Origin of the sequence: Phyllobacterium sp. SYP-B3895, assembly GCF_009647635.1 — a bacterium.
GTDB classification, from domain to species: domain Bacteria; phylum Pseudomonadota; class Alphaproteobacteria; order Rhizobiales; family Rhizobiaceae; genus Phyllobacterium; species Phyllobacterium pellucidum.
Genome location: NZ_WJIG01000001.1, coordinates 862,024 through 885,908, shown reverse-complemented (window position 1 = coordinate 885,908; position 23,885 = coordinate 862,024). Strand labels below are relative to the sequence as shown.

Annotated in this window: 21 protein-coding genes; 7 read left to right on the top strand and 14 right to left on the bottom strand. The window is 59.8% G+C overall.

All coding sequences use genetic code 11. From position 1 onward, the window contains the following. Positions 1-135: 135 nt before the first annotated feature. The 7 genes from odhB to GF108_RS04185 all read right to left on the bottom strand — a co-directional run bounded on the left by odhB (position 136) and on the right by GF108_RS04185 (position 9,860). Entirely contained in the window at positions 136-1,431 is a 1,296-nt protein-coding gene (gene odhB / locus GF108_RS04215) for a 2-oxoglutarate dehydrogenase complex dihydrolipoyllysine-residue succinyltransferase (RefSeq protein WP_153666971.1), read from the bottom strand. Between the two features lie 30 nt (positions 1,432-1,461). Further along, positions 1,462-4,476 (bottom strand): 2-oxoglutarate dehydrogenase E1 component, encoded by a 3,015-nt coding sequence (locus tag GF108_RS04210; RefSeq protein ID WP_153666970.1) that lies wholly within the window; start codon positions 4,474-4,476, stop codon positions 1,462-1,464. Positions 4,477-4,641: 165 nt separating this feature from the next. Next, the gene (gene sucD, locus GF108_RS04205; RefSeq protein WP_027230990.1) at positions 4,642-5,556 is read right to left on the bottom strand and encodes a succinate--CoA ligase subunit alpha; all 915 of its coding nucleotides are present in this window, start codon (positions 5,554-5,556) and stop codon (positions 4,642-4,644) included. A 3-nt stretch (positions 5,557-5,559) separates the two neighbouring features. Beyond that, positions 5,560-6,756 (bottom strand): ADP-forming succinate--CoA ligase subunit beta, encoded by a 1,197-nt coding sequence (gene sucC, locus GF108_RS04200; protein ID WP_153666969.1) that lies wholly within the window; start codon positions 6,754-6,756, stop codon positions 5,560-5,562. 64 nt (positions 6,757-6,820) lie between these two features. Beyond that, positions 6,821-7,783: a malate dehydrogenase gene (gene mdh / locus GF108_RS04195; RefSeq protein ID WP_027230988.1), complete on the bottom strand. Its 963-nt coding sequence runs from the start codon at positions 7,781-7,783 to the stop codon at positions 6,821-6,823. Positions 7,784-8,084: 301 nt separating this feature from the next. After that, a complete protein-coding gene (gene zapE, locus GF108_RS04190) occupies positions 8,085-9,272 on the bottom strand; it encodes a cell division protein ZapE (RefSeq protein WP_153666968.1) in 1,188 nt (395 codons plus the stop codon). A 51-nt stretch (positions 9,273-9,323) separates the two neighbouring features. Further along, positions 9,324-9,860, bottom strand: coding sequence for an AprI/Inh family metalloprotease inhibitor (locus GF108_RS04185; RefSeq protein ID WP_027230987.1), 537 nt, complete (start codon positions 9,858-9,860; stop codon positions 9,324-9,326). A gap of 390 nt (positions 9,861-10,250) precedes the next feature. On the opposite strand from GF108_RS04185, the gene dapF reads away from it, so the two are divergent. The 4 genes from dapF to GF108_RS04165 are packed head-to-tail and all read left to right on the top strand — an operon-like array spanning position 10,251 to position 14,684. Further along, a complete protein-coding gene (gene dapF / locus GF108_RS04180; RefSeq protein WP_153666967.1) occupies positions 10,251-11,144 on the top strand; it encodes a diaminopimelate epimerase in 894 nt (297 codons plus the stop codon). Next, positions 11,144-12,427, top strand: a complete 1,284-nt coding sequence (gene mtaB, locus GF108_RS04175; RefSeq protein WP_153666966.1) for a tRNA (N(6)-L-threonylcarbamoyladenosine(37)-C(2))-methylthiotransferase MtaB — start codon at positions 11,144-11,146, stop codon at positions 12,425-12,427. Before dapF ends, mtaB begins: the two co-directional genes overlap by 1 nt. 17 nt (positions 12,428-12,444) lie before the next feature. Continuing rightward, a complete protein-coding gene (gene ftsY, locus GF108_RS04170) occupies positions 12,445-14,016 on the top strand; it encodes a signal recognition particle-docking protein FtsY (protein WP_153666965.1) in 1,572 nt (523 codons plus the stop codon). Next, on the top strand, positions 14,016-14,684 hold the full coding sequence (locus tag GF108_RS04165; protein ID WP_153666964.1) for a septation protein A: 669 nt from the start codon (positions 14,016-14,018) through the stop codon (positions 14,682-14,684). Before ftsY ends, GF108_RS04165 begins: the two co-directional genes overlap by 1 nt. Before the next feature lie 50 nt (positions 14,685-14,734). Here the strand turns inward: GF108_RS04165 and GF108_RS04160 are convergent, their stop codons facing one another. From GF108_RS04160 to ccmA, 5 genes are read right to left on the bottom strand one after another with little or no spacing between them, the layout of a single operon-like run. Then, on the bottom strand, positions 14,735-15,337 hold the full coding sequence (locus tag GF108_RS04160; RefSeq protein WP_153666963.1) for a DsbE family thiol:disulfide interchange protein: 603 nt from the start codon (positions 15,335-15,337) through the stop codon (positions 14,735-14,737). Continuing rightward, the gene (gene ccmD / locus GF108_RS04155; protein WP_153666962.1) at positions 15,334-15,504 is read right to left on the bottom strand and encodes a heme exporter protein CcmD; all 171 of its coding nucleotides are present in this window, start codon (positions 15,502-15,504) and stop codon (positions 15,334-15,336) included. The genes GF108_RS04160 and ccmD overlap by 4 nt, the downstream gene beginning before the upstream one ends. After that, the gene (locus tag GF108_RS04150; RefSeq protein ID WP_153666961.1) at positions 15,501-16,268 is read right to left on the bottom strand and encodes a heme ABC transporter permease; all 768 of its coding nucleotides are present in this window, start codon (positions 16,266-16,268) and stop codon (positions 15,501-15,503) included. Before GF108_RS04150 ends, ccmD begins: the two co-directional genes overlap by 4 nt. A 47-nt stretch (positions 16,269-16,315) precedes the next feature. After that, positions 16,316-16,981 carry a heme exporter protein CcmB gene (ccmB, locus tag GF108_RS04145; RefSeq protein WP_113279968.1) on the bottom strand — a complete coding sequence of 222 codons (666 nt, stop codon included), beginning with the start codon at positions 16,979-16,981 and terminating at the stop codon, positions 16,316-16,318. Further along, on the bottom strand, positions 16,981-17,589 hold the full coding sequence (ccmA, locus tag GF108_RS04140) for a heme ABC exporter ATP-binding protein CcmA (protein WP_153666960.1): 609 nt from the start codon (positions 17,587-17,589) through the stop codon (positions 16,981-16,983). The genes ccmB and ccmA overlap by 1 nt, the downstream gene beginning before the upstream one ends. 290 nt (positions 17,590-17,879) lie before the next feature. Here ccmA and acnA point away from each other — a divergent pair, with 290 nt between their 5' ends. From acnA to GF108_RS04125, 3 genes are all read left to right on the top strand, one after another. After that, positions 17,880-20,567, top strand: coding sequence for an aconitate hydratase AcnA (gene acnA / locus GF108_RS04135; RefSeq protein WP_153666959.1), 2,688 nt, complete (start codon positions 17,880-17,882; stop codon positions 20,565-20,567). A gap of 187 nt (positions 20,568-20,754) precedes the next feature. Continuing rightward, complete coding sequence (locus GF108_RS04130) at positions 20,755-21,528, top strand: thioredoxin family protein (RefSeq protein WP_175492318.1); 774 nt, start codon at positions 20,755-20,757, stop codon at positions 21,526-21,528. Between the two features lie 388 nt (positions 21,529-21,916). Then, positions 21,917-22,288, top strand: coding sequence for a DUF2794 domain-containing protein (locus tag GF108_RS04125; RefSeq protein ID WP_153666958.1), 372 nt, complete (start codon positions 21,917-21,919; stop codon positions 22,286-22,288). An 8-nt stretch (positions 22,289-22,296) separates the two neighbouring features. Here GF108_RS04125 and GF108_RS04120 read toward each other — a convergent pair whose 3' ends face one another. After that, on the bottom strand, positions 22,297-22,854 hold the full coding sequence (locus tag GF108_RS04120; protein WP_027230974.1) for a GNAT family N-acetyltransferase: 558 nt from the start codon (positions 22,852-22,854) through the stop codon (positions 22,297-22,299). A 153-nt stretch (positions 22,855-23,007) separates the two neighbouring features. Further along, a complete protein-coding gene (locus GF108_RS04115) occupies positions 23,008-23,784 on the bottom strand; it encodes a Bax inhibitor-1/YccA family protein (RefSeq protein WP_027230973.1) in 777 nt (258 codons plus the stop codon). Positions 23,785-23,885: the final 101 nt, after the last annotated feature.

Sequence of the window (23,885 nt, the reverse complement as noted above, 5' to 3'; positions counted from 1 at the left end):
TGCGTTGCGAGCTTGATGCCTAGCCCGATGAACACCAATCCAGTCGCGCGACTGAGTTCGTAAAGATAGTGCGACATGCTCATTCTCCGGCCGCAGGACCGCCCGGTGACGGTCCTGCTTGGTGGAATATTGGCACTAAAGGTCGAGTACGAGACGCTCCGGATCCTCGAGCGTATCCTTGACACGGACAAGGAACGTGACCGCCTCCTTGCCGTCGACGATGCGATGATCGTAGCTCAAGGCAAGATACATCATCGGACGGATAACGATCTGGCCGCCGACGACAACCGGACGCTCCTGAATTTTATGCATGCCGAGAATACCGGACTGCGGGGCATTGAGGATCGGCGAGGACATCAGCGAACCATAGACGCCACCGTTCGAAATCGTGAAGGTGCCGCCCTGCATGTCCGCCATCGACAGCGCGCCATCGCGGGCGGCCTTGCCGAGGCGGCCGATTTCTTTTTCGATCTCGGCGATCGACATCTGGTCAGCGTTTCGCACAACTGGAACGACGAGACCCTTGTCCGTGCCGACGGCGACGCCGACATGGGCAAAGTTCTTGTAGATGATGTCGTTGCCGTCGATCTCGGCGTTGACCGCCGGGATCTCCTTCAGCGCATGGGTGACAGCCTTGGTGAAGAAGCCCATGAAGCCAAGCTTCACGCCATGCTTCTTCTCGAAGAGCTCCTTGTAGCGATTGCGAAGTTCCATCACCGCCGACATGTCCACCTCGTTATAGGTGGTTAGCATGGCAGCGCTGTTCTGCGCATCCTTGAGGCGCTTGGCGATGGTCTGGCGCAGGCGGGTCATCTTCACCCGCTCTTCGCGCGACGCATCATCGGCCGGCGAAGCGGGGCGCGCAACCGCCTTGGGCGCTTCGGATACCGGCTGCTGTGCCGGGACACCCTTGGCGACGATGTCGAGCACGTCACCTTTCAGCACCTGGCCGCGCTTGCCCGAGCCCTCGACCTGCGAAACCGAAACGCCTTTTTCAGCGAGCAGCTTCGAGGCGGCCGGAGATGCAGGCATTTCGCTTGGACGGCGTTCGGCAATCGGCGGCTCCCCGGCAACTTCGGCAGTCTTGGCTGCGGCCTCTGCGGTGGAGGCGGCAGCACCGGCGCCCGACGCCTGGGCGACAGCCGCGGGCTTCGGCTCTTCCTTCTTGGCAGCAGGGGCGGCAGTTGCGCCATCGGCAGCGCCAATCGTGCCGAGCAGCGCGCCGACTTCGACCGTTTCACCTTCCTTGGCGGCGATTTCGGCCAGCGCACCGGCAGCGGATGCCGGCACTTCGATCGTTACCTTGTCGGTCTCGAGTTCCACCAAAGGTTCGTCAACGGCAATCGCGTCGCCGACTTTCTTGAACCATTTGCCAATGGTTGCTTCGGTAACGGATTCGCCCAGCGTAGGGACGCGGATTTCGGTAGCCATGTGTTCGCTCTTCCGTTGATCGTCAGTTACTTAGGAACCCAAAGCATCTTCAAGGAATGCTTCGAGCTGTGCAAGGTGTTTGGACATGAGGCCCGTTGCCGTCGATGCGGCGGCGGGACGGCCGGTGTAGCGCACGCGCTGGTGCTTGGCGTCGATATGTGCAAGGACCCATTCGAGATAGGGATCGATGAATGCCCAGGCACCCATGTTTTTCGGTTCTTCCTGGCACCACACCATTTCCGCGTTGCGGAAGCGGGAAAGCTCGGTGATGAGGGCCTTGGCCGGGAACGGGTAGAGCTGTTCAACGCGCAAGAGGTAGACATCGTCGATACCACGCTTTTCGCGCTCTTCGTAAAGGTCGTAGTAGACTTTGCCCGAGCACAGAACAACACGTCGGATCTTCGAGTCCTTCTGCAACTTGATCGGCTGATCCTTGAGAAGCTGCGCATCATCCCAAAGCAGACGATGGAACGATGATTCGCCAGTGAAATCGCCGATCGAAGAGACCGCCCGCTTGTGGCGGAGCAGCGACTTCGGCGTCATCAGGATCAGCGGCTTGCGGAAGTCGCGCTTCATCTGACGGCGCAGGATATGGAAATAATTAGCCGGCGTCGTACAGTTCGCAACCTGCATATTGTCTTCCGCACAAAGCTGCAGATAGCGCTCGAGACGGGCAGACGAATGCTCCGGACCCTGGCCTTCATAACCGTGCGGCAGCAGACAGACGAGCCCGGACATGCGCAGCCACTTGCGCTCGCCCGATGATATGAACTGGTCGAAGACGACCTGCGCGCCGTTGGCAAAGTCGCCGAACTGCGCTTCCCATAACGTCAGCGCGCGTGGATCCGACAGCGAATAGCCGTACTCGAAACCGAGCACTGCTTCTTCGGAAAGCATCGAGTTGATGACTTCGTAAAGAGCCTGGCCCTTCTGCAGATTGTTGAGCGGAATATAGCGTTGCTCGGTATCCTGATCGTACAGCACCGAATGACGCTGGCTGAACGTGCCGCGCTCGACGTCCTGGCCGGAGAGGCGCACCGGGTGCCCTTCCGTGACGAGGGAGCCGAATGCCAAAGCTTCAGCCGTCGCCCAGTCGAAACCTTCGCCGGTTTCGATCATCTTGGCGCGGTTGTCCTGGAAGCGCTGGATCGTGCGGTGGACATTGAGCCCGGCCGGTACTTCGGCCAGCTTCTTGCCGATTTCCTTCAGCGTCTTGACAGGAATGCTGGTCTTGCCGCGCCGTTGTTCATCGGCATTGTCGGCCGTCCGCAGGCCGCTCCAGGCGCCATCGAGCCAATCTGCCTTGTTGGGCTTGTAGGCCTGGCCGGATTCGAACTCCTGCTCCAGCGTTTCGCGCCAGGTGGCACGGATCTTCTCGAGGTCGGCCTCAGTGATCAGGCCTTCCTCGATGAGCTTTGCCGCGTAGAGCTGGACAGTCGTTTTCTGGCTGCGGATCTTCTTGTACATGATCGGCTGCGTGAACGCCGGTTCGTCACCTTCATTGTGACCGAAACGGCGGTAGCAGAACATGTCGATGACCACCGGCTTATGGAAGGTCATGCGGTATTCAGTGGCGATCTTGGCAACGTAGACGACCGCCTCAGGATCATCGCCGTTGACGTGGAAGATCGGTGCCTCGATCATCTTCGCAACGTCCGACGGATAGGGCGACGAACGCGAAAAGCGCGGATTGGTGGTAAAGCCGATCTGGTTGTTGATGATGAAATGCACAGTACCGGCAACGCGGTGTCCGCGCAGACCGGAAAGGCCGAGGCATTCCGCAACGACGCCCTGGCCAGCGAAGGCCGCATCGCCGTGGAGCAGCAGCGGCATCACCTTGGAGCGTTCGGAGAGGGGGACAACCTCGTCGCGCTCGCGTCCGGCAAGGATATCCTGCTTGGCGCGCGCCTTGCCCATGACGACCGGATTGACGATCTCAAGATGCGACGGGTTCGCCGTCAACGACAGGTGCACCTTGTTCCCGTCGAACTCACGGTCGGAGGAAGCGCCGAGGTGGTACTTCACATCGCCCGAACCTTCGACATCGTCCGGTGTATAGGAGCCGCCCTTGAACTCGTGGAAAATCGCGCGGTGCGGCTTGCCCATGAACTGGCTCAGCACGTTGAGGCGGCCGCGGTGGGCCATGCCGAGGACGATCTCCTTGAGACCCATCGAACCGCCGCGCTTGACGATCTGCTCGAGCGCCGGAATGAGCGCTTCGCCGCCGTCGAGACCGAAACGCTTCGTGCCCTTGTACTTGACGTCGATAAACTGTTCGAAACCTTCCGCCTCGACGAGCTTGGAAAGGATGGCCTTCTTGCCTTCATTGGTGAAGGCAACGCCCTTGTCCGGCCCCTCGATCCGCTCCTGAATCCATGCCTTCTCGACAGGATCAGAAATGTGCATGAATTCGACGCCGATCGTCGAGCAATAGGTGCGCTTGAGGATATCGAGCATCTGCGGGATCGTTGCGTATTCGAGACCCAGCACATTGTCGATGAAGATCTTGCGGTCGTAGTCGGCAGGCGAGAAACCATAGCTCTCCGGCGAAAGCTCGTTGTAATCTTCCTTGACCTCGGCGAGGCCGAGCGGATCGAGCTTGGCGTGGAGATGGCCGCGCATGCGGTAAGCGCGGATCATCATGATGGCGCGCACGGAATCACGCGCGGCGTGGATGATGTCGCTGTCCGAGGCGGTCAGAACGGGAGCAGCAGCGCCATTGGTCGCCGCGCCGTTGGCGGACTTCGCCTTCAGCTTGTCGGTGATGTGCTTTTCAACTTCGCCCCAATTGCCGTCGAGCGCTGAGACGAGTTCGCCATTGCTGGCGATAGGCCAATTCGGCTTTTCCCAGGACGCGCCCTTGGCGTTCTTGATGACGTCGTCCTTGGCATCGTTGAGATTGGCGAAAAATTCCTGCCACTCAGATCCGACCGATGCCGGGTCCTTTTCGTACTGGGCATGCAGTTCCTCGATATAGTGCGCATTGCCGCCATAGAGGAACGAGGTAAGTGCGAAGATGTCGTTGGCCTGTTCTTGACGTGCCATATATGTGACCGGAGTACCGACTCCGTCTCCCTTTGTGCGAGCTCGCCGGGCCTTCTGAGCCGGAAACGCTCTGGGTTGAGGCCAATCGGGCCCCGGGGATTGATCGGGGCGGCGCCCGCCCCAATCGATAGTTCTTCTTAGTCAGGCGTCTGGCGCCCGTCGGTGTCAGCCCTTGAGGACCTCGACCAGCGTCTTGCCAAGCTGCGCCGGTGAAGGCGAAACACGGATGCCCGCTGCCTCCATGGCCGCAATCTTGTCTTCTGCGCCGCCCTTGCCGCCGGAAATGACCGCGCCCGCATGACCCATGGTCCGGCCCGCAGGGGCCGTGCGGCCAGCAATGAAGCCGGCCATCGGCTTCTTGCGGCCACGCTTGGCCTCGTCGGCGAGGAACTGCGCTGCATCTTCCTCAGCCGAGCCGCCGATTTCACCGATCATGATGATCGACTTCGTCGCTTCGTCAGCGAGGAACATTTCCAGGACATCGATGAACTCGGTACCCTTGACCGGATCGCCGCCGATTCCGACAGCGGTCGTCTGGCCGAGGCCCTCGTTCGTCGTTTGGAACACTGCTTCATAGGTAAGTGTCCCGGAGCGGGATACAACACCCACCGAGCCTTTCATGAAGATGTTGCCCGGCATGATGCCGATCTTGCATTCCTCAGGCGTGAGAACGCCCGGGCAGTTCGGGCCGATCAGACGCGATGTCGAACGATCGAGACGCGCCTTGACCCGCACCATGTCCATGACCGGGATGCCTTCGGTGATGCAGATGATCAAAGGAACTTCCGCATCGATGGCTTCGATGATGGCTTCGGCCGCTCCTGCGGGCGGCACATAGATCACAGAGGCATTGGCGCCGGTGCGGTCCCGGCCCTCGGCAACCGAAGCGAAAATCGGCAGCTGCGCGCTGGCGCCGGTTGGCAACTTGCCTTCCCAGGTCTCGCCGCCCTTTTTCGGATGAATGCCGCCGACCATCTGCGTGCCGTAATAGGCGAGCGCCTGTTCGGTGTGGAAAGTACCGGTCTTGCCGGTCAGGCCCTGAACGAGAACCTTGGTGTCTTTGTTGACAAGAATAGACATGCCTTAGTTTCCCTTCACCGCCTTGACAATTTTCTGCGCTGCATCGTCGAGGTCGTCGGCCGACGTAACATTAAGGCCACTCTCGTTGATGATCTTCTTGCCAAGCTCGGCATTGGTGCCTTCGAGGCGCACCACGAGAGGAACCTTGAGGCCGACTTCCTTGACCGCCGCGATGACGCCCTCGGCAATGACATCGCACTTCATAATGCCGCCGAAGATGTTGATCAGGATACCTTCCACGGCCGGATCGGCAGTGATGATCTTGAACGCCGCCGTTACCTTCTCCTTACTCGCGCCGCCGCCGACGTCGAGGAAGTTCGCCGGTTCAGCACCATAGAGCTTGATGATGTCCATCGTAGCCATGGCGAGGCCAGCACCATTGACCATGCAGCCGATATTGCCGTCGAGGGCGACATAGGCGAGGTCGTATTTCGACGCCTCGATCTCCTTGTCGTCTTCTTCCGAGATATCACGCAGCTCGACAACGTCAGGATGGCGGAAAAGCGCATTGCCGTCGAAGGAGACCTTGGCGTCGAGAACGCGCAGGCGGCCGTCCTTCATGACGATGAGCGGATTGACCTCGAGCAGGCTCATGTCCTTCTCGGTGAATGCCTTGTAGAGCGCCGGGAACAGCGTCTCTCCATCCTTGCGCGCTTCGCCAGTGAGGCCATAAGCGTCGCTGATCCTGGCGATATCATCCGCGGTGACGCCCTTTTCAGGATCGATCGCGACGGTGATGATCTTTTCTGGCGTATCGTGGGCGACGGCCTCGATGTCCATGCCGCCCTCGGTTGAAACGACAAAGGACGGACGGCCGACCGAGCGGTCGACGAGGATCGACAGATAAAGTTCACGCTCGATATCGGCGCCGTCCTCGATATAGAGGCGGTTGACCTGCCTGCCGGCGGGGCCGGTCTGCTTGGTAACCAGCGTGTTGCCGAGCATTTCCCTGGCGTTGGCAACGACTTCCTCGACCGAGCGGGCCAGGCGAACGCCGCCCTTTGCGTCGGGGCCGAGTTCCTTGAACTTGCCCTTGCCGCGACCGCCCGCATGGATCTGACTCTTGACCACATAAAGCGGGCCCGGCAGCGTCTTTGCCCATTCTTCCGCCTGTTCGACGGAATAGACGGCAACGCCGTTGGCGATCGGCGCACCAAAAGTGTGCAGCAGACGTTTCGCCTGATATTCGTGAATATTCATTTAGCTGTTTCCTCTCGAAAAATCCTCGCGCGGAGGATTGTTTCAGAATGGTCCGGGGCCGGATTTACTTGAGGTTCGGAGCGATGCCGATGCAGGCTTCGCAAAGACCTGCAACAGATGCGACGGAATTTTCGAAGGCTTTTTCCTCGGTCTTGTTGAGGTCGATCTCGATAACGCGTTCGACGCCGCCCGCACCGATGATGACTGGTACGCCGACATACATGTCCTTGACGCCGTACTGCCCGGAGAGGTGGGCAGCAACGGGCAGAACGCGCTTCTTGTCCTTAAGATAGGCTTCCGCCATCTGCACCGCCGATGCCGCGGGCGCATAATAGGCCGAGCCGGTTTTGAGGAGACCCACGATTTCGGCGCCGCCATCACGCGTGCGCTGCACGATCTGGTCGAGCTTTTCCTGGCTCGTCCAGCCCATCTTGACGAGGTCCGGCAGGGGAATGCCCGCAACGGTGGAATAGCGCGTCAGCGGAACCATTGAGTCGCCGTGGCCGCCGAGAACGAACGCGGTGACGTCTTCCACCGAAACCTTGAATTCTTCAGCCAGGAAATAGCGGAAACGCGCGCTGTCGAGAACGCCGGCCATGCCGACGACCATGTTTTTCGGCAGGCCCGAAAACTTCTGCAGCGCCCAGACCATCGCGTCCAGCGGATTGGTGATGCAGATGACGAAAGCGCCGGGCGCATATTTCTTGATGCCGGCGCCGACCTGTTCCATGACCTTGAGGTTGATGCCGAGAAGATCGTCGCGGCTCATGCCCGGCTTGCGCGGCACGCCGGCCGTAACGATGACGACATCAGCGCCTTCGATGGCGGAGTAGTCATTGGCGCCGGCAAGCTTGGCGTCGAAATCATCCACTGGCGAAGACTGGGCAATGTCGAGCGCCTTGCCCTGGGGCATGCCCTCGGCGATGTCGAAGAGCACGATGTCGCCGAGCTCCTTGAGCCCGATCAGATGTGCAAGCGTTCCACCGATCATGCCTGAACCGATGAGGGCGATTTTGTTACGTGCCATGCTGGTTGCTTCCTTGATCTGAAGTCTTGACGGACGCCTAAGAACACATTTGGATAGTCAAGCCGCCAGACGGCAAACCTATGACAACATGCCCTTGCGTTGGGACGTTCGAATATTCCTCTTTGAAAAATAACTCAACCGAAAATTTTCACCCCAATAAATTCAATCGTTTAGATTTAACGGGATTTACGTAAACGTCAATTGGTTCTGAGTTTTTCGAGCGCATTCAAGCCTATTTCTATCACGCAGAACTTGTCAGATTGATAAAATTGCCCGGAGTTTTCAGGCATCCCCTGGCTTCCTAGACGCCCGCCGATTTCGGCTCTGCACGCGACTGTGTTGTGCCGGTTGCAGCGATATAATCCTCGCTCTGCATCTCGAAGAGCCGCGAGGCCGTGCGGTCGAACTCGAATGCCTCGGTGCCGGTTTTGGCGTGGTAGAGCCGGTCGGGGGAAGCAGCAGCCGACATCACCAGATGGACCTGGTTGTCGTAGAGAACTTCGATGAGAATAATGAAGCGCTTCGCTTCGTTGCGACGAGGGTAATCGAGGACGGGCACGTCATCGATGAAGATTGTACGGTAGCGCTCGACAATCGCCATGTAGTCGGCCGCACCGAGCGGTTTCGAACATATGTCTGCGAAGCTGAAGCGGGCTGTACCGCGCGCCGCTTGCGGGATCGAAACCGTATGCCCCTTCACTTTCAGGCTATCCGGCGCGACAACCGCTCCATCCGTCGCCGCATGCCAGGCCGCGTCCATCTGCCGTTTTGTTTCGTCGCCGAGCGGCGAAAGATAGACCGGCAGATGATTGAGCTTTTCCAAGCGGTAATCGGTGCGCGCGTCGAGACTGACGACATCGACATGTGTCTTGAGAAGTTCCACGAACGGCAGGAACAGCTGCCTGTTGAGACCGTCGCGATAAAGATTGTCGGGCGCCACATTGGATGTTGCGACCAGAACCACCCCCCGTTCGAACAAGGCACGGAAAAGCCGTGACAGGATCATGGCGTCGGCAATGTCGGTCACCGTGAACTCATCGAAGCACAGAACCCAGGCCTGCTCGGCCAGTGCCTCGGCAACGGGTGGAATCGGGTCCTCCTGCTTGGTGTCCCCATTCTTCAGCGCCTGCCGGTGCACATTGATGCGCTCGTGCACATCCGCCATGAAATCGAGAAAATGCGCGCGGCGCTTGCGTTTGGCCGGAACGAGCTGGTGGAACATGTCCATCAGCATCGTCTTGCCCCGACCTACCTCGCCATGGATATAGAGGCCCTTGATAAAATCCCGCCGCGGCGCCTTCCGGCCGAAAAGCCAGCCGAGGGCGCTCGACTTCGTCGCTAGCCGCGTCGTGGCCAATTCATGGATCAGCCGGTCGAAGCGATCCGCCAGCCGTTGCTGCGCCGGGTCGGCCTCGATGTCGCCCGCAGCCACGAGCGCATCATAGCGCTCGCGGACCGAAGGAAAGACTTTCAGATTGTCGTGCGACATGCGCGGTGCAGTCTCCGCGGGCGCCGGCTGATACCGGCGCGCCGTGCTTGGTTATCGCGACAGACGCAGCGACTGTCCGCCGGATGTCTGGCCGTCGAAGCTCGACTGGCCCGTAGAATAGAGCTTGGCGACCGTGCCGCCCGCTGCATCAAACAGCGTCAGCTGCTTGCCGCTCACGGCCCACGACGAGAGGTTGGCGAGTTCGCCGGGGCAACGCAGCGGACCGGCGCGGTAACCCTGGCCGAACTTTGTCTGCGGCGTCGCGATCTTGCAGCTCTGGCCGCCCATCGAAGCATTCCACACACCGGCGACGCTGCCTGCAGTCAAATCCGGCGCATTTTCCGGCGGGATTGCGGCAACCTGGGTGTTTGGCTGGGTACCGGTCCCCGGGGTGCCCGTGGTCGGAGCGGTCGGAAATTGATTTGCGCCACCGGGCGGCGGCAACTGGCTCGAACTCACGCTGCCGGACGGTGCCGGCTGAAGCGGGGCGGGGCCCGAAGACACGGGGTCAAGCCGCGAACTCTGGCATCCTGCCAGTACCATGCCTACAGCGGCAACGGTCAGCAAATTGACTTTCAAAGACCCCATAACCTCAGCTCTCCATCTGCGCATTCGAACTCCGGAATGCGATTCCATTTGGCAATATTAACCGCGATACAAAGGTGATCTCGGCGAAATTTCAACCCGCACATCGAAAAAACAGCCGAATTCAAAGCCCAATCGGCGGCAAGAATTCGCGAAAATAACCGGAAATGACAATATCGCCACACCTTGCACGTGCTGACGCCCGCATACGCATATTGGCGCCATTAACCAATTCAACCATTTCAAGGTGAATAAAGTCTTATATCGAAACGCTTTGCCCGACGCCTCCGTCCGCGACACCATTGATTCCTGGCGGCACTGGCAATTTTCCACCAATTCCGCCATATAGGCCCCATATGAATGGGAAGTGACGGCAGCGGGCAAGCAACAGGCATGGCAGGACAGGTGCAATTTGCGAAAATGAATGGCCTTGGCAACGAAATCATCGTTGCCGACATGCGCGGCCGTGCCGATCGCATTACTCCCCACGCAGCCATTGCGCTCGACCGTGATCCGGCGACGAAGTTCGATCAGATCATGGCGATCCACGACCCGCGAACCCTCGGAACCGAAGCCTATATCGAGATCATCAATTCGGATGGCAGCCAGGCGCAGGCCTGCGGCAACGGTATGCGTTGCGTCGTGCAGGCCCTCAACGTCGAAACGCACAAGCGCGCCTTCACCTTCGAGACGATTGCCGGAATCCTCACTGCGCAGGAACACGCCGATGGCCAGATTTCGGTCGACATGGGTATTCCGCGCTTCGACTGGCGCGACATTCCGCTCGCCGAGCCGTTCCACGATACGCGCCGGATCGAGCTTCAGATCGGGCCGATCGATGCGCCGGTCCTGCATTCGCCCTCCGTCGCCAGCATGGGCAATCCGCATGCCATCTTCTGGGTCGATCAGGATGTCTGGACCTACGACCTCGAACGCTTCGGACCGCTTCTCGAGAATCATCCCATCTTTCCGGAGCGTGCCAATATTTCCATCGCCCATGTGACCAGCCGCAATGCCCTGACGTTGCGCACGTGGGAACGTGGCGCCGGCCTTACGCGCGCCTGCGGTTCGGCCGCCTGCGCCGCTGCCGCTTCCGCTGCGCGCACCGGACTCACCGACCGTACCGTGACCGTTACCGTGCCCGGCGGCCCCTTGCTGATCGAATGGCTCGACAACGACCATGTCATCATGACCGGACCGGCCGAGTGGGAATTTGCGGGCAGCCTCGACCCGCAAACCGGCGCTTGGCAGCGCGAAGAAGCGGCATCGTCGCAGGGAGCCGCCTGATGGGCGTCGACGTCGTCACGTTCGGCTGCCGTCTCAATACCTATGAGTCGGAAGTGATGAAGCGCGAGGCCGATGCAGCCGGTCTCGGCACGCTGGAAAATGGCGCCATCATTTTCAACACCTGCGCCGTAACCAGCGAGGCGGTACGCCAGGCCCGGCAGGCGATTCGCAAGGCGCGGCGTGACAATCCCGCAGCACGGATCATCGTCACGGGCTGCGCCGCGCAGACGGAAGCGGAAGCGTTCGCCGAAATGGACGAGGTCGACCTTGTGCTCGGCAATGAGGAAAAGCTTAAGTCAAACTCCTACCGCATGCTGCCGGATTTCGGCGTCAACCAGTTCGAGAAGGTCCGGGTCAACGACATCATGGAGGTGCGGGAAACCGCATCGCATATGGTCGACGCCATCGAGGGCCGCGCCCGCGCCTTCGTGCAGGTCCAGAACGGCTGCGACCACCGCTGCACCTTCTGTATCATTCCCTATGGGCGTGGCAACTCACGCTCCGTCCCGATGGGCGGTGTGGTCGAACAGGTGAAGCGACTGGTCGGCAATGGCTATGCCGAAGTGGTCCTCACCGGCGTCGACATGACAAGCTACGGCCCCGACCTGCCGGGACACCTGCGCCTTGGCAAATTGGTCAAGACGGTACTGAAATCGGTTCCGGATTTGAAGCGGCTGCGTCTTTCCTCGATCGACTCCATCGAGGCCGACGACGATCTGATGGAAGCGCTCGCGACGGAGCCGCGGCTGATGCCGCATTTGCATCTCTCGCTCCAGTCCGGCGACAACATGATCCTGAAACGCATGAAGCGCCGGCATGCGCGGGAGAATTCGATCGCATTCTGCGCCGAAGTCCGGACGATCCGTCCCGACATCGTGTTCGGCGCCGATATCATCGCCGGTTTTCCCACCGAAACGGATGAGATGTTTGAAAACTCCATCCGCATTGTTGAAGAATGCGGCCTGACGAACCTGCACGTCTTCCCGTTCAGTCCCCGCAAGGGAACGCCCGCGGCTCGTATGCCGCAGATCGAACGCAGCATCGTCAAGCAACGGGCAGCACGGCTGCGTGCGGCGGGCGATGCGGCATATAACAGGCATCTCGACGGGCTCATCGGCACCACGCAGAAGGTTCTCGTTGAACGCGACGGCATCGGACGCACCGAGGGCTTCACGCTCGTCGGCATCGATGGCGGCGTCGCGGGGCAAATAATCGAGCGGACGATCGGCGGGCACGACGGTAACAAGCTGCTGGCAAACGGTCGCGACCGGCGCGCAGCATAACAGGCAAAGCAGCATTCATGGCTCTGGGGTTCATCAAGAAGATTTTCTCCTTCGGCAAGAAGGAGGTCGAAGAGGTTTCGGCAGAAGCAGCGGAGGCTCAGGAAAGTCTCGCCGCGCCTGCCGATGACACCGTAGCGTCCGCACCGTCGGTCGAGGAAGCGGTGGAAGAGGCGGCAGTTCTGCCAGCCGAAGCGCTCGGCGCCATTGAGGTTGAATCGCCGGTTGCGGACGGGCCCGCGACGGCGCCGGAAACAGTAGCGGAATCCGAACCCGAAATTCTGCCAGAAATTGCCCCCGTCGTGGTCGAGCAGGTCGAAGCCGTAGCGGAAGCGACCGATAGGGCTGAGCCGGAACAAATATCAGCCTTCGAGCCACCCGCAGTCGCGGCCGAATCCGAGCCCGTTCCCGAGGAACCTGAACCCGAGCCCGAAGCTGCCGACGACCCTTCCGGGATCGCGATCGAAATGATCCCTGGCCCGATGGATGACGCGGATATCGAGCCGGTCGAAATTCCGGCTCCGGAAGCGCCGACGGCAGATATCGAACCCGAAGAAGCCACCGAGACGCCGGCACCGGCACCTGTCGCGAAGCCGTCTGGCAACAAAGTGACAGTGACCAGGTTTGTAGAGGACAAGAAGCCGGACGAGCCCTTGCCCGCTGAGCCGGCCAGGCGACTCTCCTGGTTCGAGCGCTTGCGCAAGGGCTTGTCGCGCTCGTCGCAGCAGCTCGGCGATTCGATTGGCGGGATCTTCACCAAGCGCAAGCTCGATGAAGATACGCTGCAGGATCTTGAGGATGTCCTCATCCAGGCCGATCTCGGTATGGAAACCGCCATGCGCGTTACCGACGCATTGAGTGCAACGCGCTATGGCAAGGACATCAGCACCGACGAAGTGCGCACCATCATGGCGACCGAGATCGAGAAGGTTTTGGGACCTGTCGCCAAGCCGCTTGAGCTCGACCTATCCCACAAGCCGCATGTGATCCTCGTGGTCGGCGTCAACGGTACCGGCAAGACAACGACCATCGGAAAGCTTGCCGCCAAGCTGACGGCCGGCGGACTGAACGTCATGCTTGCGGCAGGAGATACTTTCCGTGCCGCCGCGATCGAACAGCTCCACATCTGGGGCAAGCGCACCGGGGCGCCGGTCGTATCGTCCAAGCTCGGCGCAGATGCCGCGGGCCTTGCCTTCGACGCCTGGAAACAAGCCAAGGAAGCCGGCAGCGACGTCCTCATCATCGATACCGCCGGGCGGCTGCAGAACCGCGCGGAACTGATGGAAGAACTCGCGAAGATCGTTCGCGTGCTCGGCAAGCACGATCCCGAGGCCCCGCATACGGTGTTGCAGACGCTCGACGCCACCACCGGGCAGAACGCCCTCAACCAGGTCGAAATCTTCAAGAACATAGCCGGCGTGAACGGCCTCGTCATGACCAAGCTTGACGGCACCGCGCGCGGTGGCATTCTTGTAGCCATATCGGCCAAGCACAAATTGCCTGTCTATTTCATCGGCGTCGGCGAACAGGTCGATGACCTCGAACCCTTCGCCGCCAAAGATTTCGCCAAAGCCATCGCGGGAGTCGCATAATGGACCAATCAGTATTCGAACGCGACCCTTCGGATCCGGCACACAAGGACGTCAATCCATTCCTCAAGCTGGCGCTTGAACTCGGCCCGCTCATGGTCTTCTTCTTTGCCAATTCGCGGGGGGAATGGCTGGTGGAACGTCTTCCGTTCCTCGCCAATATTGGCGGTCCGATCTTCATCGCGACCGCCTTGTTCATGGTGGGGACGGCGGTGGCGCTCGGCGCTTCCTGGCTCCTTTTGCGCACCCTGCCCATCATGCCGCTCGTATCCGGCATCGTTGTGTTCGTCTTTGGCGCGCTGACTTTGTGGCTTCACAACGAAACCTTCATCAAAATCAAGCCGACGATCATAAACACGCTGTTCGGCGTTATCCTGCTGGGTGGTCTCTTATTTGGCAAATCCCTGCTCGGCTACGTCTTCGACAGCGCCTTCCGGCTGAACGCCGAAGGCTGGCGCAAGCTCACGCTGCGTTGGGGCATCTTCTTCCTGTTCCTGGCAGTCCTGAATGAAGTGATCTGGCGCAGTTTCTCGACGGACTTCTGGGTCGCCTTCAAGGTGTGGGGCACGATGCCGCTCACCCTCATCTTCACCTTTGCCCAGATGCCGCTGGTCATGAAATATTCTCTCGACCAGCCGGCTGCCGAAAAGGCCGGCAACAAGGGCAAATAGCTCCGCCACACTCCAGCGGAAACTGGAGTGGTTTACACTGCGCTCGACGATTATTGATTTGCTTTGAGCGCCGCCTCAATGGCCGGCATGAGTTCGTCGCGGATCGACGTCTCGCTGAGCGGTCCGACATGCTTGAAGGCGACGTTGCCGTCGCGACCGATCAGGAAGGTTTCGGGAACGCCATAAACACCCCATTCGATCGCGGCGCGTCCGCTGTCATCGGCGCCGACCACGGCGTATGGATTGCCGAGCTCATGAAGAAAACCGAGCGCATTCTCGGTCTTGTCCTTGTAGTTGAGGCCGGCAAGCTGAATCCGCTTGTCCTCACCCAATTTCATGAGCAGCGGATGTTCCATTCGGCACGGCACACACCAGGAACCAAAGACATTGAGCAGGGTCACCTGGCCCTTGAAGCTTGCTGGATCTAGGCCGCCGACCGGCTGTCCGTTCCGAGCCAATCCCGGGATTGCCGGCAGCGACAACGCTGGCGCAGACTTGCCAATCAGTGCCGAAGGGATGACCGATTCATCGCGCCCAGATGCGAGCTGAAAGGCAAAGATTGCGGCAAGGCCGATGAAGATGATCAACGGCAGGAATACGAAAAACGAGTTGCGTTTGGCTCGCGGCGGCTGAAGTCCTTCCCGCTGGCTCAAGACTGCGCACCCTTCCCCTCGGAGCGGCGACGCACGCCCCGCGACTCCAACTCAAGCAGCGCCCGGTTTTGTAGGCGCTGATCGATGAAGACCCACCCGATCAATCCGGCGAGCGCAATAAATGATACGCCATAGGCGGCTATGATAAACCCTGCGTGGCTGCTCATTGGAGCTGCCCCCGGTCGGCATTACGCGCCGCGACACGGCGCATGGCGACAACCCGGCGGCGCAAGATTTCATTGCGCATCGCCATCAGGTGCAAGGTGAAAAAGAGGAGCGTGAATCCGATCGCCATGACCAGAAGCGGCCGCAGCAGCGTACCGTCAATAGTTGAACCGCCCATGCGAAAAACCGAAGCCGGTTGATGCAGCGTATTCCACCAATCGACGGAAAACTTGATGATCGGAATGTTGATGAAACCGACAAGCGTCAGGATTGCCGTCGCCCTTGCGGATTTCGCCGGATCATCCATGGCGCGGGTGAGCGCGATGATGCCGAGATACATGAGGAACAGCACGAAGACCGAGGTCAGCCGCGCATCCCACACCCACCATGTGCCCCACATGGGTTTGCCCCAAAGCGAGCCGGTGATAAGCGCAAGACCAGTGAAGACTGCGCCGATGGGCGCCGCGGCCTTTGCCGAAACGTCGGCGAGCGGGTGACGCCAGACCAGCGTGCCAAGGGCAGCAATGGTCATGATTGTATAGCACATCATCGAAAGCCAGGCGAAAGGCACGTGAATGAACATGATCTTGACCGTCGCGCCCTGCTGATAATCGTCGGGCGCCTGCATCGACATCCACAGCCCTCCCGCCAGAACGATCAGCGTCAGCCCGGCAAGCCATGGCAGGATCACCCCGGCAAAGCTCATGAACCGCGTGGGGTTTGCCCAGTCGATCCAGCGTCCGGTCTTTGAAACAGTCTCACTCATGCTCGTTTCTTAGCTTTCCGGTGCCCGTTGCGCAATTCACCTCTCTGTCAGTCCGCCGACGATTTCAGCGCCGCAGCTGCTGCTAGCGGCCCCAGCACTGCAAAAAAGAGAGTAATCGCAGCGAGAATAAGGAAGGGTGCCAGAAACGGCGCGGGATCTTCAACTGCGCCATAGGACGCAGAGACGCCGAAGATGAGGACCGGCACAGTCAGCGGCAGGACTATGACGGATACGAGGAGCCCGCCCCGGGGCAAGGACACGGCGACGGCAGCGCCGACGGCGCCGATCAGGGTTATCGCCGGCGTTCCGACGAGCAGCGTTGCCGTGGTCGCGCCGATGGCGGCGGGTTCCATGTTCATGAAGAGGCCAAGCAGAGGCGAGGCGACCACCAGTGGCAGCACGCTGACCGTCCAATGCGCGAGGCATTTGACCAGCACCGTCAGCGTCAAGAGGTGCCGTTCGGAGGCCATGATCAGGAGGTCGAGCGAGCCGTCATCGCGGTCAGCCTGAAACAGCCGGTCGAGACCGAGCAAGGTGGCGAGCAGAGCCCCTATCCACAACATAGCCGCACCTATGCGTGCAAGCAGTTTGAGATCGGGGCCAACGCCGAACGGAACGACAGCAATCACGGCAAGAAAAAATAGAACGCCGATGAGGACACCGGCTCCCGAACGCAGGCCAAGCCGCACCTCTCGAACAAAGAGCGCTCCCATCAGGTGGACGCCCCCAGCCGGAGTTCACCCGCGACCTCGAGGCCAAGCGGAAGATGTGTCGCCGCGATCACGATACCGCCATTTCCGAGATGCTCCTGCATCAGGCCGGCAAATTGCAGCTCCGACGCCTTGTCCAATCCTGCCGTCGGCTCGTCGAGCAACCACAGCGGACGGTCGCTGACGAGAAGCCGGGCAATGCTGGCGCGGCGCTTCTGACCGGTCGACAGATAGCCGAAGGGAAGATGCGCAATGTCGCCAAGGCCGACCTTGTCGAGCGCGGCGATGACGGAGCGTTTTCCCGCTCCATTGAACGCGCGCCAGAACTCCAGGTTTTCTTCAATGCTGAGCACCGGTTTCATGGCATTGAGATGCCCAAGGTAATGGGCAAGCGGCGCCACCTCGTCCGAGTTTTCCGAACCCTCGACCACGCGCAGTGAGCCAGCGGAGCGGGCAAGCAGCCCGGCGATGATTCGCAGGAGCGTCGATTTCCCCGCGCCGTTCGGGCCTGTCACCAACAGCGCCTCTCCGGCCGCCACTGTGAAGTCCAGATCGGAAAACAGCGTCTCCCCGCCGCGCTCCCCAGCCAGTTTTTCGGCGACTAACCGCATGTTTTGCCCGCTCTCGTCTATCCCCAATCGCCGCGTGATCATTTCGACGCAGCATGCATTTTTGCCAAATGTCGGTCTGGCACAGATCGGCGAAAAACTCTATATAGGCCTCAACCATGCCAGCGGTCGGTGTGGAAACAATTTTTGGCCGATCTCGGATACGGACACCCTTTAGGGAACTGTGTCGGGACGGACAGCGGAAATGACTGCACCCGCACCTTAGCGCGTCCTTGAAACGCGGCAAAGGCGTTCGTCCCCGGGTTAGGCCGCAGCATAAGGACGAACGCATAATGTCACAAATCGACAGTTTCAAATCCCGTAAGACCCTCACCGTCGGGGGCAAGGAATATGTCTATTACAGCCTGGTGGAAGCAGAAAACAATGGTCTGGAAGGCATCTCCAGACTGCCGTTTTCCATGAAGGTTCTTCTCGAAAACCTGCTTCGCTTCGAAGACAACCGCTCGGTTTTCAAGAAGGACATCGAGAACATTGCCAAGTGGCTCGTCGACCGCGGCAGCGCTGGCGCTGAAATCGCCTATCGGCCCGCGCGCGTGCTGATGCAGGACTTCACCGGGGTTCCGGCCGTCGTGGACCTCGCAGCCATGCGCGACGCGATGGTCAATCTCGGCGGCGATCCCGAGAAGATCAATCCGCTCGTCCCGGTAGACCTCGTCATCGACCACTCGGTCATTGTCGATGAATTCGGCAACCCGCAGGCACTCAAGCGCAATGTCGATCTCGAATATGAGCGCAACGGCGAGCGTTACCGCTTTCTGAAGTGGGGCCAGCAGGCGTTCAAGAATTTTCGGGTTGTTCCGCCCGGTACCGGCATCTGCCATCAGGTCAATCTCGAATATCTGGCGCAGGGTGTCTGGACGAAGGAAGAAGATGGCCTCACGGTCGCCTATCCCGACACCTGCGTCGGCACCGATTCGCACACGACGATGGTCAACGGCCTTGGAGTGCTCGGCTGGGGCGTTGGCGGCATCGAGGCTGAGGCATCCATGCTCGGCCAACCGGTCTCCATGCTCCTTCCGGAAGTCATCGGCTTCCGCCTGACCGGCAAGGTCAAGGAGGGCGTCACCGCGACCGACCTCGTTCTTACCGTCGTCCAGATGCTGCGCAAAAAGGGCGTCGTCGGCAAATTCGTCGAGTTCTTCGGACCGGGTCTCGAAAGCATGACGCTGGCCGACCGAGCGACGATCGGCAATATGGGTCCGGAATACGGCGCAACCTGCGGCTTTTTCCCGATCGATGGCGAAACCATCAATTACATGCACATGTCGGGCCGCGACGAAGACCGCCTTGCTTTGGTTGAAGCCTATTCGAAGGCGCAGGGCATGTGGCGCGAAAGCGATTCTCCGGATCCAGTCTTCACCGACACGCTTGAACTCGATCTCGGGACTGTCGTGCCTTCCATGGCGGGACCGAAGCGCCCTGAAGGCCGCATTGCGCTGGAAGGCATCGCTTCCGGCTTCCACGAGTCCCTTCAGAAAGAATACAAGAAGACGACGCAGCTCGACGCGCGTTACGCGGTTGAAGGCCAGGACTACGATCTCGGCCATGGCGACGTCGCCATCGCCGCGATTACCTCCTGCACCAACACCTCGAATCCGAGCGTCCTCATCGCCGCAGGGCTCCTTGCCCGCAACGCGGCCGCCAAGGGCCTGAGGTCGAAGCCCTGGGTCAAGACATCGCTTGCCCCCGGATCGCAGGTGGTTGCCGCCTATCTCGAGAACGCGGGACTGCAGAAGGAACTCGACAAGCTCGGTTTCAACCTTGTTGGCTTCGGCTGCACGACCTGCATCGGCAATTCCGGCCCGCTGCCGGCACCGATCTCCAAGACGATCAACGACAAGGGCCTGATCGCGGCCGCCGTACTTTCCGGCAACCGCAACTTCGAAGGCCGTGTCTCGCCGGACGTTCAGGCAAACTACCTCGCCTCGCCGCCGCTCGTTGTCGCCTATGCGCTCGCCGGTACGGTAACGAAGGATCTCACCACCGAGCCGCTCGGCGAAGATCAGAACGGCAACCCGGTCTTCCTCAAGGACATCTGGCCGTCATCGCACGAGATCCAGGAGTTCATCGTAAAGAACGTTACTCGCGCACTGTTTGCATCGAAATATGCCGACGTCTTCAAGGGTGACGAGAACTGGCAGGCTGTGCAGGCGCCTGCCGGCCAGACCTACGCATGGGACGATCAGTCGACCTATGTGCAGAACCCGCCCTACTTTGTCGGCATGGGCAAGACGCCCGGCAAGGTCAACGATATCAAGGGTGCACGTATCCTTGGTCTCTTCGGCGACAAGATCACAACCGACCATATTTCGCCGGCCGGTTCGATAAAGGCGGCTTCGCCTGCCGGCAAGTACCTCACCGATCACGGCGTCGCCCCGCTGGACTTCAACCAGTACGGCACGCGCCGAGGCAATCATGAGGTCATGATGCGCGGCACCTTCGCCAATATCCGCATCCGCAACCACATGCTTGGCGAGAACGGCCGCGAAGGCGGCTACACCATCCATTATCCTTCCAAGGAGGAAATGCCGATCTATGATGCTGCCATGCAGTATCGTGCGGAGAGCGTGCCGCTGGTGATCTTCGCCGGCGTCGAGTACGGCAATGGTTCGTCGCGTGACTGGGCGGCCAAGGGCACCAGCCTTCTCGGCGTCCGCGCCGTTATCGCTCAGTCCTTCGAGCGCATCCACCGTTCGAATCTCGTCGGCATGGGAATCGTGCCATTCGTTCTCGAAGACGGCACGAGCTGGCAGTCGCTCGGCCTCAAGGGCGACGAGATCGTCTCGATCGACGGGCTTGCCACGATCCAGCCGCGCCAGAAGACATTCGCCACGGTCACCTATGCCGATGGCAGTGTCAAACAGGTGCCGCTCATCTGCCGCATCGATACGATCGACGAGCTTGAATATCTGAAGAATGGCGGCATCCTGCAGTACGTGCTGCGCGATCTCGCCGCCTGACGCTCCAGTGACATGAGTATTGAAGGGCCGCCGAGTGATCGGCGGCCCTTTTGAACGAATGTGAGCCAAAACGTGATCGAATTCACCTCAAAGTGACTTCCCCTTGAAAAGGGCGGCTCCTATCAATCTTCTCGCAATCCTTTTATCCGACAACAATCCCACTCGAATTGGGAAGAGAATCTAACCCGTGTATCTGCGCAAACTTTCCAGACGCTTGCTGATCGGCGCACCGCTCATCGCTGCGGCTGCCTATGTGCTTCCGGTCTGCGCTGATGATGTTGGCAAGAAGCCCGAGGGCGTTGTCGAACTCTATACGTCGCAGGGTTGCGGATCCTGCCCTCCCGCGGACGCGGTACTCAAGGAACTCGTCGCGGAAGGCAAGGTCGTCGCCCTCGCCTTTCACGTGGATTATTGGGATTATCGCGGCTGGATCGACACGCTCGCCCTGCCGGAAAACACCGAACGCCAGAATGCTTATCGCGTCGCACTGGGCCTCAATGGCGTCTATACGCCCCAGGTGATTATCAACGGCCGTGTCCACGTCAACGGACAGGATGGACAGAAGATTCGCCGCCGCATCGCCGAGATGCGCGATACCGATTCGGGCCTTACCATTCCGGTCAATATTGCCAAGGCGACGCCCGACCGCCTCGTCATCGACATCGGCCAAGGACCGGTGCCGACAAAACCTGTTCGCGTCCTCCTCGCCTATTTCAATCGCGAATCCATCGTGGCCATTCCGGATGGCGAAAACATCGGGCGCAAAGTCAGCTATGCCAACAGCGTGCGTGCGATGGAAACCGTCGGCATGTGGGACGGCAAGGCCCAGAAGATTGAAATACCGATCAGCGAAATTGCCAGCAAGAAGTCGACCGGATGTGCCGTGCTTCTGCAGGAGATGCTTGGCGAGGGCCAGCCAGGACCAATTATCGGCGCGTCGATCATGGCCGCCAAACAGTAGCCAAAGACGCTTTCAAAACAAAAACAGGCCGGATAAATCCGGCCTGAGATATTGGGGCATGTTGCCATTCAGGGAGACTGATGGTTCGGCCCAAACAACCCGTTGGGCGGGGGGCTTGGGGTATCGGACTGTCAAGACCGAACCGTCTCAGACAACATGCGAGGGATGTTGGGTGCGGAATCGGGCGGCAATGCGAACAGAAAATGGCGACAATGTGTCCAATAATCACCATTGGAGACAGTACGTATTTCTTCGTGACATCATTGCAAAACCGGTTCCTAACCCTGTCAGGCGACCTTCGGAAATCATTCCGTACTTGTAAATCGGCGTAGAAAAGGTCACCCTAATGTCATCCAGGTGTCACACGGCATACAAAGGCGGATGATTGATGGACAGCAATGCAGGTGGCGACGAAGCGCAACAGCAGGCAACTCTAATCCCCCTCTCACGCAGTAGCGAGTTGCCCGTTACCTTCAACCGGCGTGAACTTGATCAGATCCTTCGAATCTACGGTTTCATGGTTTCCGCTGGCGAATGGCGGGACTACGCCATTGACCACTTGATGGATCGAGCGGTGTTTTCCATCTTTCGCAGGGCCAGCGAGGTTCCGATGTTTCGGGTGGTAAAGAACCCCAAACTTGCCCGCAAGCAGGGCGCCTACAGCGTTATCGCCGCGAGCGGTCTTATTCTGAAGCGCGGCCACGACCTTGACCGCGTTTTGAAGGTGTTCGACAAGGGTTTGAGCCTCGTGCGCGGCTGACGTGTTTTTTAAGCGTCTTCGCTCCGCAAGGGCGGCTTTCCGGGAAGCGTATGCGCCCCGCCATTCATCTCCAGCTGCATCAGCACAGTATCGAGCCAGCGTCCGTGCTTGAAGCCGGAGGCCCTGATTGTGCCGGAGTATGCGAACCCTGCGCGGGTATGGAGCCTAACGGAAGCGGAATCCTCATGCCCATCACCGATGACGGCGATAAACTGCCGGAAGCCAAGCGCGGTACAGTCCTTGATCAATTGGCTGAGCAGTTGCTTGCCCAGGCCCTTTCCCTTTGCGTCGGGCGCGATATAGATCGAATCCTCCACCGACCACCAATAGGCCGGACGCGTGCGGAAATAGCTGGCATAGGCGTAGCCAATCACGGCCCCGTCCAATTCGGCGACGATATAGGGAAAGCCGTCCGTGGTGATTGCGTGGAACCGCTTCGTCATTTCCGCCTGGTCCGGCGGGTCGATCTCATAGGTCGCCGTGCCGTGGAGGACGGCATCGCGGTAAATTTCGGTGATGCTCGCGAGGTCGGCTGGCTGCGCCGGGCGGATATGAATCTCTGACATTGGCTTTCACAGGGAGAAAATGATCGTGCCCGTTTCATGCACGTCTTTGCCGGCAATTTAAAGTGGAAACGCGTCACTCTGATGGGGAATTACGCCCAACGAAAAAGGGCAGCGTTTCCGCTGCCCTTTTTGTTATTGTCCATGCTCGAAAGCTTAGTTGCGGTTACCCAGGAACTGCAGCAGGAACATGAACATGTTGATGAAGTCGAGGTAGAGCCGCAGGGCGCCCATGATTGCCTTGCGGCCATAGGTGTCCGAAGCGTCGCCTTCGTAATACATTTCCTTGATCTGCTGCGTGTCGTAGGCAGTCAGGCCTGCGAAGACCAGGACGCCGATTGCCGAGATTGCGAACTGCAACGCGCTCGATGCAAGGAAGATGTTGACCAGCGATGCAAGGATGATGCCGATCAGACCCATGAACAGGAACGACCCCATCGCGGACAGATCACGCTTCGTGGTGTAGCCATAAAGCGAAAGAGCCCCGAACGACGCGGCGGTGATAAAGAAGGTCTGCACGATGCTTCCCGAGGTGTAGATCAGGAAGATCGAGGACAGCGAGAGACCGACAAGCCCAGCATAAACCCAGAATGTGGTCTGGGCAGCCGATACGCTCATCCGCTCAATGCGGAAACTCAAGAAGAACACTGCGGCAAGCGGCGCGAGCATGACCACCCAACGCAGCGGCGAGCCGTAGAGGGCAACACCGAGATTGGTCAGCATCTTGCCGTTCGGCAACTGTGCGGCGGCGAGAGATGGGTCATTGGTTGTCGCGAAATAAACGGTGGCGAGCGCAGCGAGACCGGTCACTGCGAGACCGATGCCCATTAGATTGTAGACCTTCAGCATGTAGCTGCGCAGACCCTGATCGATCCCCGCGTCCACACGCATTCCGGCCGATGTGCGGGCCTGGATATTGCGATAGTCAGCCATGGTTTTCCTCATTTGCTTCGTCCCGTCGGGTGTCGGGTTATTCCCCAGGCGCCGCTGGCGGGACCCCAGCATGCCTTGCGACGAATTATGGGGATTCCTCG